Annotated in this window: 12 protein-coding genes; 11 read left to right on the plus strand and 1 reads right to left on the minus strand. The window is 35.3% G+C overall.

From position 1 onward, the window contains the following. The 11 genes from AACL61_RS05840 to AACL61_RS05890 form a co-directional block, all read left to right on the plus strand. A partial coding sequence (locus AACL61_RS05840; protein ID WP_339111119.1) for a type II secretion system F family protein occupies window positions 1–427 on the plus strand: 427 nt, incomplete at its 5' end. Further along, window positions 427–732, plus strand: coding sequence for a competence type IV pilus major pilin ComGC (locus AACL61_RS05845; protein ID WP_102815836.1), 306 nt, complete (start codon window positions 427–429; stop codon window positions 730–732). The genes AACL61_RS05840 and AACL61_RS05845, both read left to right, overlap by 1 nt. Continuing rightward, the gene (locus AACL61_RS05850) at window positions 729–1,163 is read left to right on the plus strand and encodes a hypothetical protein (RefSeq protein ID WP_102815837.1); all 435 of its coding nucleotides are present in this window, start codon (window positions 729–731) and stop codon (window positions 1,161–1,163) included. The genes AACL61_RS05845 and AACL61_RS05850 overlap by 4 nt, the downstream gene beginning before the upstream one ends. Continuing rightward, on the plus strand, window positions 1,150–1,440 hold the full coding sequence (locus AACL61_RS05855; protein ID WP_102815838.1) for a hypothetical protein: 291 nt from the start codon (window positions 1,150–1,152) through the stop codon (window positions 1,438–1,440). Before AACL61_RS05850 ends, AACL61_RS05855 begins: the two co-directional genes overlap by 14 nt. A 107-nt stretch (window positions 1,441–1,547) precedes the next feature. After that, the gene (locus tag AACL61_RS05860) at window positions 1,548–1,868 is read left to right on the plus strand and encodes a ComGF family competence protein (RefSeq protein ID WP_225355588.1); all 321 of its coding nucleotides are present in this window, start codon (window positions 1,548–1,550) and stop codon (window positions 1,866–1,868) included. Between the two features lie 237 nt (window positions 1,869–2,105). Then, window positions 2,106–3,116 (plus strand): class I SAM-dependent methyltransferase, encoded by a 1,011-nt coding sequence (locus AACL61_RS05865; RefSeq protein WP_339111122.1) that lies wholly within the window; start codon window positions 2,106–2,108, stop codon window positions 3,114–3,116. Window positions 3,117–3,129: 13 nt separating this feature from the next. Next, window positions 3,130–4,326 carry an acetate/propionate family kinase gene (locus AACL61_RS05870; RefSeq protein WP_102815840.1) on the plus strand — a complete coding sequence of 399 codons (1,197 nt, stop codon included), beginning with the start codon at window positions 3,130–3,132 and terminating at the stop codon, window positions 4,324–4,326. A gap of 114 nt (window positions 4,327–4,440) precedes the next feature. Then, window positions 4,441–5,049 (plus strand): metallophosphoesterase family protein, encoded by a 609-nt coding sequence (locus AACL61_RS05875; protein WP_102815841.1) that lies wholly within the window; start codon window positions 4,441–4,443, stop codon window positions 5,047–5,049. 20 nt (window positions 5,050–5,069) lie between these two features. Further along, on the plus strand, window positions 5,070–5,606 hold the full coding sequence (locus AACL61_RS05880) for a YutD family protein (RefSeq protein ID WP_102815842.1): 537 nt from the start codon (window positions 5,070–5,072) through the stop codon (window positions 5,604–5,606). 8 nt (window positions 5,607–5,614) lie between these two features. Next, window positions 5,615–6,385, plus strand: coding sequence for a TIGR01457 family HAD-type hydrolase (locus AACL61_RS05885; RefSeq protein ID WP_339111120.1), 771 nt, complete (start codon window positions 5,615–5,617; stop codon window positions 6,383–6,385). Beyond that, window positions 6,369–7,022 (plus strand): TIGR01906 family membrane protein, encoded by a 654-nt coding sequence (locus AACL61_RS05890; RefSeq protein ID WP_339111121.1) that lies wholly within the window; start codon window positions 6,369–6,371, stop codon window positions 7,020–7,022. The genes AACL61_RS05885 and AACL61_RS05890 overlap by 17 nt, the downstream gene beginning before the upstream one ends. Here AACL61_RS05890 and AACL61_RS05895 read toward each other — a convergent pair. Beyond that, on the minus strand, window positions 6,990–7,637 hold the full coding sequence (locus AACL61_RS05895) for a VTT domain-containing protein (protein ID WP_013923980.1): 648 nt from the start codon (window positions 7,635–7,637) through the stop codon (window positions 6,990–6,992). The genes AACL61_RS05890 and AACL61_RS05895 overlap by 33 nt on opposite strands. Window positions 7,638–8,085: the final 448 nt, after the last annotated feature.

Below are 8,085 nucleotides of genomic sequence, written 5' to 3' on the forward strand. Positions count from 1 at the left end.
GGGCTTTCAAGTTTCAGTTCAATATTATTTAACTAGTATATTAGGATCAATGTTGCAACAAGGATTGTCGTTGGCTGAAATTTGTGAAATTACCCAGAGTTTTGATAGAAAATCAATTCTTTATATTTTTGGTAACAAAATAATGACTACTATTCAACGTGATGGAGATATTTCAGAAGTGGTGGCTACCTACTCTTTTCTCCCTAATGAATTAATCGTTTTTATGAATAAGGGGGCAACCAGAGAAAATATGGGACGGGACTTAATTGTTTTCGCAAATTTAAAATTTAAGGCCCTTACAACTGCAATTGAACATTTATTGATTTTTGTTCAACCAGTTATCTTTAGCATTATTGCAATCATAATTGTTATTTTATATCTTAGTATCTTATTGCCAATTTATCATTCATTCCAAGGAGTTTATTAATGAAAATTTTAAAGAAAAAACAATCAGGCTTCACCTTGCTTGAAATGTCAATCGTCTTATTTATTATTAGCTTACTAGTATTGATCATGCTGCCCAATCTCTCTCAACAGCGAAAGCATGCTAATAGTATCCATGGAAAAGCGATGACGTCTGTAATTCAGACCCAAATTGATGCATATGAAAATGGAACTGATAATGTCAGTTTAGAGGAATTGAATAAAGCAAATTACCTGACTGATGCGCAAGTCCAGCAGGCCCATCATGAAAAAATTGTAATTGTTGATGGAAAGGCAATTCAGCGATGAATCTTCAAGAAGAAGGGTTTACGTTTCTTGAAGCAATCATTGTTTTAGGGATAGCGGCCCTCCTTTTACTAATTACAATTCCAAATTTTACAAAAACGCGTCAAAAAATAGCTGAAGAACAATTTTGGCAATCATTGCGTCAAGATTGGCAGTGGGCGCAATTAAAGTGTGAGAGTAAACATCAATTTGTTGTAATTCGCCACGACAAAAATAACGAAATGATTACTTTTCGCATAAATGATCAAACAAGAGAAACAAAAGAAATTCTTATTCCCTCGACACTGAATGTTGAGTGGTTTGGTGAACTTTATCTTACGCCAAATGGCTATACGCGTCCCTGTACCCAGCGTTTTAAATCATTAATTGATGGCCGCGATTACTACATGAAGATTCAATTAGGATGGGGAGGATACCGAATTGAGAAACGCTAAAGCAAAAGCATTTATGATGGCAGATAGTTTAGTTAGTTTACTTGTTGTAGCAATGGGGATAAATTTATTTTTTATTTGCGAAAAACAATTGTGGTTACAAAATAGAAATATTCAGCTAAAAATGGCCGCAACGAGGTTAGGAAAAGAGGCTAGTGATTTATATGCGGTTAAAAAGCAACCAGTTATTTTAAGCCGTGGTGATTTAACCGCAAAAGCAACGGTCCAAAGGGTGGGTGTTTATAATAATGATCGATGCCTTTGTCGGGTTGAAAAATGAAGAAGGGGGCCTTTACTTTAATAGAAGCGACTTGCGCATTAATTATTTCTTCATTAGTGATTATCAATATAAGTTTAGTTACTACTAGCATGAGACAAGTAGGTAAAATGAACTTAGAATCAACGATCACTTGGCATTTGTTTTTACGGGAATTAGAATCGGTCAATCATCGTTTTGAATTAATGGAGGTTCGTGATAATTGGTTATTACTGTACAGTCAGACAACTGATCAAAAGTATGAATTAAGAGAAAACCATGCTCTATACCTAACGTGTCAGAATAAAGGTGGTTATATGCCATTGTTAGATAACATTAAGAATCATGAATACTCGTTTACGCAACTTGATTCCCAACGAGTATTGATTAAGGTGACAAGGAAGGATGGAGAGAAAGCAAGTGCAATTGTTAAGTTTTATCCACCAAAATAAAAAAGAGGGTTCTATTTTATTTGTAAGTATTGCCGTCCTATTTATAATTAGTTCAATTTTATTGTTTCAATATCGATATTATCAAAATTATCAGGAAATGGGACGAGACCTTTGTTCAATTTATATTGATAAAATAAAAGATAATCTAAGAGGTCAATGAGAGTGTTATCTTGAATTTGCTAGGAATAATAGTTAAACTAGTAAGGTAATGATTGTATTATTTGGAGGCGACTAGCACTGACACAGAAAACACCACAGCAATTATTTGAGCTTTTTGATAAGGCCACCGAAATTTTACAAGCAGCGTTAAATTGTTCGTATTTAGATGCGCTATTAGAAAACACAGAAAATATTATTGACAATAATACTGTTCGTGTTGATGACGGTGTTCCTGATAAAAAAACTGTAAATGAATTGCAGAAAATATACCAAGAATTAAATTTACAAAATATGAAGCCAGAAATTATCCGGCAAATTATCCAGCTGAGTTTTTTGAAAGTAATTCGAAAAGACGCAATTCAGGCTAATCATCAAATGACTCCTGATACAATTGGCTTAATCATGGCTTTCTTAATTGAAAAGGTTACAAAAATCAAGGAGATTAAGACTGTTTTTGATCCAGCCGTTGGGACAGCTAATTTATTAACGACTGTTATGAATCAGCTTAAAGTAAATGGAGATAAAGACATCGTTGGTTACGGAATAGATAATGACGAAGATATGTTGGAAGTTGCGAGCGTAAGTACAGAATTACAACACCTTAATGTAAAGTTGTACCATCAAGATGCTGTAACTGCTTTGGATATTCCTCAATGTGATTTAGCTATTTCTGATTTGCCAATTGGTTACTATCCGCTTGATGAAAACGCCAAAAACTATCAAACACGGGCTAAAGAGGGTCATTCATATGTTCACCATTTGTTGATTGAACAATCTATGAATTATCTTAAGCCCGGTGCATTTGGGGTATTCTTAGTGCCTAGTAGCTTGTTCCAAACTAAAGAATCACAATCATTTGTTAAATGGATTCAGTCTGTTGCTTATTTACAAGGACTTATCAATTTACCAGCAGAACTTTTTGCTAATCCGAATGCTCAAAAATCAATTCTGTTATTGCAGCGCCAGGGCGGAGATAGCAAACAAGCAGTTAAAGTTTTGTTGGGTGAGTTTCCTTCATTTAAGGATAAAGCAAAATTTGCTTCATTCATGGATGATATCAGTAAATGGGTAACAACGAATTTACGTTAAAGGAGAAAAGTCAATGTCAAAAACAATTGCAGTTAACGCTGGTAGTTCAACACTTAAATTCAAATTATTTGATATGCCAAGTGAAGATGTAGTAGCTGAAGGTACGATTGAACGTATTGGTGAAAAGATGGGTCATGCTAAGATTAAGTATGGTAATGGTCAAAAGCATGAAGAAGATAAGCCATTTGCTGATCATGCTGCCGCAGTTAATTACTTGTTAGATAAGTTAATTGAATTAAAGATTGTGGCAAGCTATGATGAAATCACAGCAGTAGGTCACCGAATCGTTGCCGGTGGAGAATTCTTTAAGGATTCAACAATTATTGATGATGATGTTATTAGCAAGATTGATGAATTGTCAGAATATGCTCCACTTCATGAGCCTGCAGAATTAGTTGGTATTAAAGCTTTCCGTAAAGTATTGCCTAATGCATTTGCGGTTGCTGTTTTTGATACATCATTCCATGTTGATATGCCAGAAATGAACGCATTGTACAGTGTGCCTTATGATTGGTATGAGAAGTATGGTGCTCGTAAGTACGGTGCTCACGGTACCAGTCACCGTTACGTATCTGCACGTGCTGCGGAAATGTTAGGAAAGCCAATTGAAGAGCTTAAATTAATCACCATGCATATTGGTGCAGGTGCGTCAATCACTGCCGTAAAGAATGGTAAGTCATTCGATACGTCAATGGGCTTCACGCCTGTTGCGGGAATAACAATGGCAACTCGTTCAGGGGATGTTGATCCATCCTTAATTGCTTTTATGCAAGGTAAATTAAACTTATCCTCAGATGAGATGATTGATATTTTGAACCATAAGTCTGGTTTACTTGGTATTTCTGGTATCTCACCAGATATGCGTGATATTCTTGCAGCCGCTGAAAAGGGTGACGACCGGGCACAACTTGCATTAGATATTTATGTTAACCGCATCGTCCGTTACATTGGAGCATATATTGCGGAGATGGGTGGCGCAGATGCCATTGTCTTCACTGCCGGTGTTGGTGAAAACAGTGTTCCGGTACGCAAGATGATCGCAGATAAGCTTGGCTACTTTGGTATTAAGATTGATCAAGAAAAGAACGACTGCCATGGTGTTGAACGTGATCTTTCCGCTGATGATGCAAAAATTAAGACATTGTTAATTCCAACTAACGAAGAATTAATGATTGTTCGTGACATTGAACGTTTAAAGAAAAATAACTAAGCACTAAATAATTCGCCAAAAGATGACTAGTTGACAAGAAATGTTTGTCTCTAGTCTCTTTTTATTTTAGAATTTAAGATAACTATATTGCCTTTTTAAGAAAGAAGATTCTTTATGAAGTTTTGTACGTCAGATACTCATTTTTTTCATGACAGTCTCCTTGGTACGAATAAATTTGCACCAAGACCATTCAATAATGTCGATGAGATGAACCAAACGATTATTGATAATTGGAATGATAAAGTTGACGAAAATGATATTGTCTATCATTTAGGAGATATTGCTCTGTACTTTACTAAACCTCAACGAGATGCCTATCAAGCAATTCTTGAGGTATTATTACAGTTACATGGGCACTTAATATTGGTAAAGGGGAATCACGATAATCGCGCCCTTTTTAAGTATCTAGATAATAATAATTATGAGTTTAATGGACTTCCTAAATTTCAGTTTCATGACGTGGGGGTACTATTAAAATATAATCACCGTCAGTATTATTTAACTCATTACCCGCTTATGTTAGGAATAGCGCCGCAAATTATTAACCTTCATGGCCATATTCATCATTATTCTGTTCCCATTAAAGAAAATATAAATGTAGGTGTGGACGCTCCTGAATTAGACTATCTCGAAAATAAGCCTAAGTTTGGAGCACCGCTGAATTTTCATGAAATAGAAGAAATCGTGGCTAAGAAAACTATAAAGTATCCGGGACAAAAATAATCAAAAGAAGGTGGAAAAAGATGAATAGAGCTAAGATTCAAGATTATATTGATCAGCGTGAAGAGCAGCGTTCTTTAATCTATCATATTGAAGAAAAAGACCAGACACATTTTACCGTTAATGGACATCCCTACGAATTAGTAAAGGACTACCGTGATGGCTTTAATTCAGAAAAATTCGCAGAACGGTTTAGTAGTGTCCTAAGTAAATATGACTATATCGTTGGGGATTGGGGATATGACCAATTACGCTTAAAGGGTTTTTATGATGATGATAATCCCTTATTTGAACCAGAATTGGGCACTGATACGATTGAGGATTATTTATTTGAGTATTGTAATTTTGGCTGTGCGTATTTTATCCTTCACAATGATGATGTTTGTATTCCACGGCACAGTTACCGTCAGCGTCGAAAGAAAACTACGCCAGTCATTCATGAACGGCGACGGCAGGTTAAACAACCGAACGTGCGTCAACGGCATAATCAGCGTGCAGAACGTGTAAAAAATGGTCACCGGCAAAAATTTGTGATTCATCAACGAAAAAAGAGGAGCTAAGGCAAACGATGAAAGATTATCAAGGATATTTTATTGATTTAGATGGGACTACTTACAAGGGTAAAAAGCAAATTCCAGCAGCCGGAAGATTTATCAAACGACTGCAAGATGCCCAAAAAGAGGTCCTATTTGTAACAAATAATAGTACCAGAACACCAGATTTTGTCGCTGAAAACCTCCGTGAAAATCATAATATTAATGTTACGGCGGAAAATATATACACAACAGCAATCGCAACTGCTGACTATTTACGGTCAATGGCGCCGATAAAAAGTAAGATTTATGTTATTGGTGAGTCAGGATTAAAGTTAGCTTTAGAAAAGCGAGGGTTTATCTTGACTGATAATCAACCTGAATATGTCGTTGTAGGATTAGATACGAGTGTTACTTATGAGAAGCTTGAAAAGGCAGTCTTGTTAATTCGAAATGGTGCTAAATTTATTGGGACCAATGCTGATAGTAATTTGCCTAATGAACGAGGGATGGTTCCTGGAGCAGGGTCGATTGTAAAATTAGTAGAATATGCAACTCAAGTGAAACCTGTGATGATTGGTAAACCAGAAGCAATAATTATGAAAATGGCACTTGAAAGAGTTAAATTGCCTAAAGAAAGGGTAATTATGGTTGGTGATAACTATCATACTGATATTGAGGCAGCAATTAACGTTGGGATGGATAGTTTATTAGTTTATACTGGTTTATCGCGCCCAGAAGAAGTTATAAAAGAAAAAATTCAGCCAACATATAAGGTGAATAATCTTGATGAATGGGAAATTTGAATTTATTCAATGGGGGAGAGCAATCTTATTGACACTACTTAGTTTAGTTGTTGCAATTAGTATTGCTCTTTTTATCGTTATTAACATCTCACCTTTTTTTATAACAATTCCTAAGCACCTCCTAGGATTATCTGCCTCTGAATTAATGACCGATTATGGAAATGTTATTAAATATATCCAGCTTCCGACCCAGCGAACCCTCGAACTAAGGTATTTACCAATTGCCCCTTCTGCAGTTCACCATTTTGAAGACGTAAGACATTTGGTTTTATTGAATGAAGCTGTGATGGTGGTTTCGCTCCCGTTGTTAGTGTTTGGATTGAAGAAACAAAAACAGCAAAATCAGCTCTGGCGCCTGATTTTGCCGTTTCAGATGTTATTTATTTTGTTGCTCTTTAGTGGGTTTATGGGGATAACAAATTTCGATGTCCTTTTTATTAAATTTCATTGTCTTTTCTTTAGCAATATGGATTGGCTATTTGATCCACGAACAACGCCAATCATATTGTTGATGCCTGAAAATTTTTTTACAGTACTATTTGGATTATGGTTAGGATTTACATTGATAATCTTACTTTTGATCTGGGGATGGATAAAGCTGATGTTAAGCATCTTCTTTAACAAAACGCGAACGTAATGCTCCAACAACGGCTGGAATTAACGTAACCACAATAATTGCAAGAATGATGACAGAGAAGTGTTCTTGAACGAACGGAAGATTACCGAAGAAGTAACCACATCCACAGCAAAGTGCTACCCAGATAACACAGCCAATTACACTATAACGAATAAATTGCTTGTAGGGAAAACCAGAACCTGCTGCCGCAAATGGAGCAAATGTTCTAATGATCGGAATAAAACGGGCAAGAATAATAGCGGGCGCACCATGCTTTTCAAAGAAGGCTTCGGCACGTTCTAGACTATCTTTATCAATTAATTTACCAAAAAGTGAGTGGTTAGAAAGGCTCTTCCCAATCTTATGACCAATTAAAAAGTTAAGGGAGTCTCCACCCAAACAGGCGCATAAGAAAATAAAAATAAAAATCCAAATATTAAGATGATAACGTGGGTCAGCAGCTAGTGCACTTGCAGCAAAGAGAAGGGAATCTCCAGGTAGAAATGGCATTATGACTGCACCAGTTTCAATAAATATAATAGCGAATAAAATTAAATAAGTCGCATCGCCGAATTGATTAACAATCTGAATTAGATGAACATCAATGTGTAATATAAAATCAATAAGAGTTGCCAAAGTAATTCTCCTTTGTGTAATAAGATAATACTGTTAAAGTGTAGCAAGATAGAAAAATGTTGTGAAGGGGCGTTTAAAACTTTTAATAATTTTTGAAAAATATATTTATTGTAAGTATAAATTAGTTGTGTGAGACTAGTTCATTCATAGTCAATGACGAAAGGATCATTGCACCCTCTTTGAAAAGGCTAAATAACGTTTATTATCATAATATGGTAAAGCAAACGAAAAAAATGAATAAAAATCAAAAAAAGTGTTGACGAGGGAGTAAAATCCATGTATAGTAGTTACCGTTGTCAAAGCAGTTAAGTGCTGTTGAGATGTTTAATAAAAAATTAAAAATAACTATTGACATCAATTTGGTGACATGATATATTAATGAAGTTGCTGATTGAGTTATCAATCAAAAGGAATTCAAAATTAATTAAAATTTCTTCTTGACAAGCTA

This window comes from Limosilactobacillus reuteri subsp. porcinus (assembly GCF_036621895.1).
GTDB classification, from domain to species: domain Bacteria; phylum Bacillota; class Bacilli; order Lactobacillales; family Lactobacillaceae; genus Limosilactobacillus; species Limosilactobacillus reuteri_J.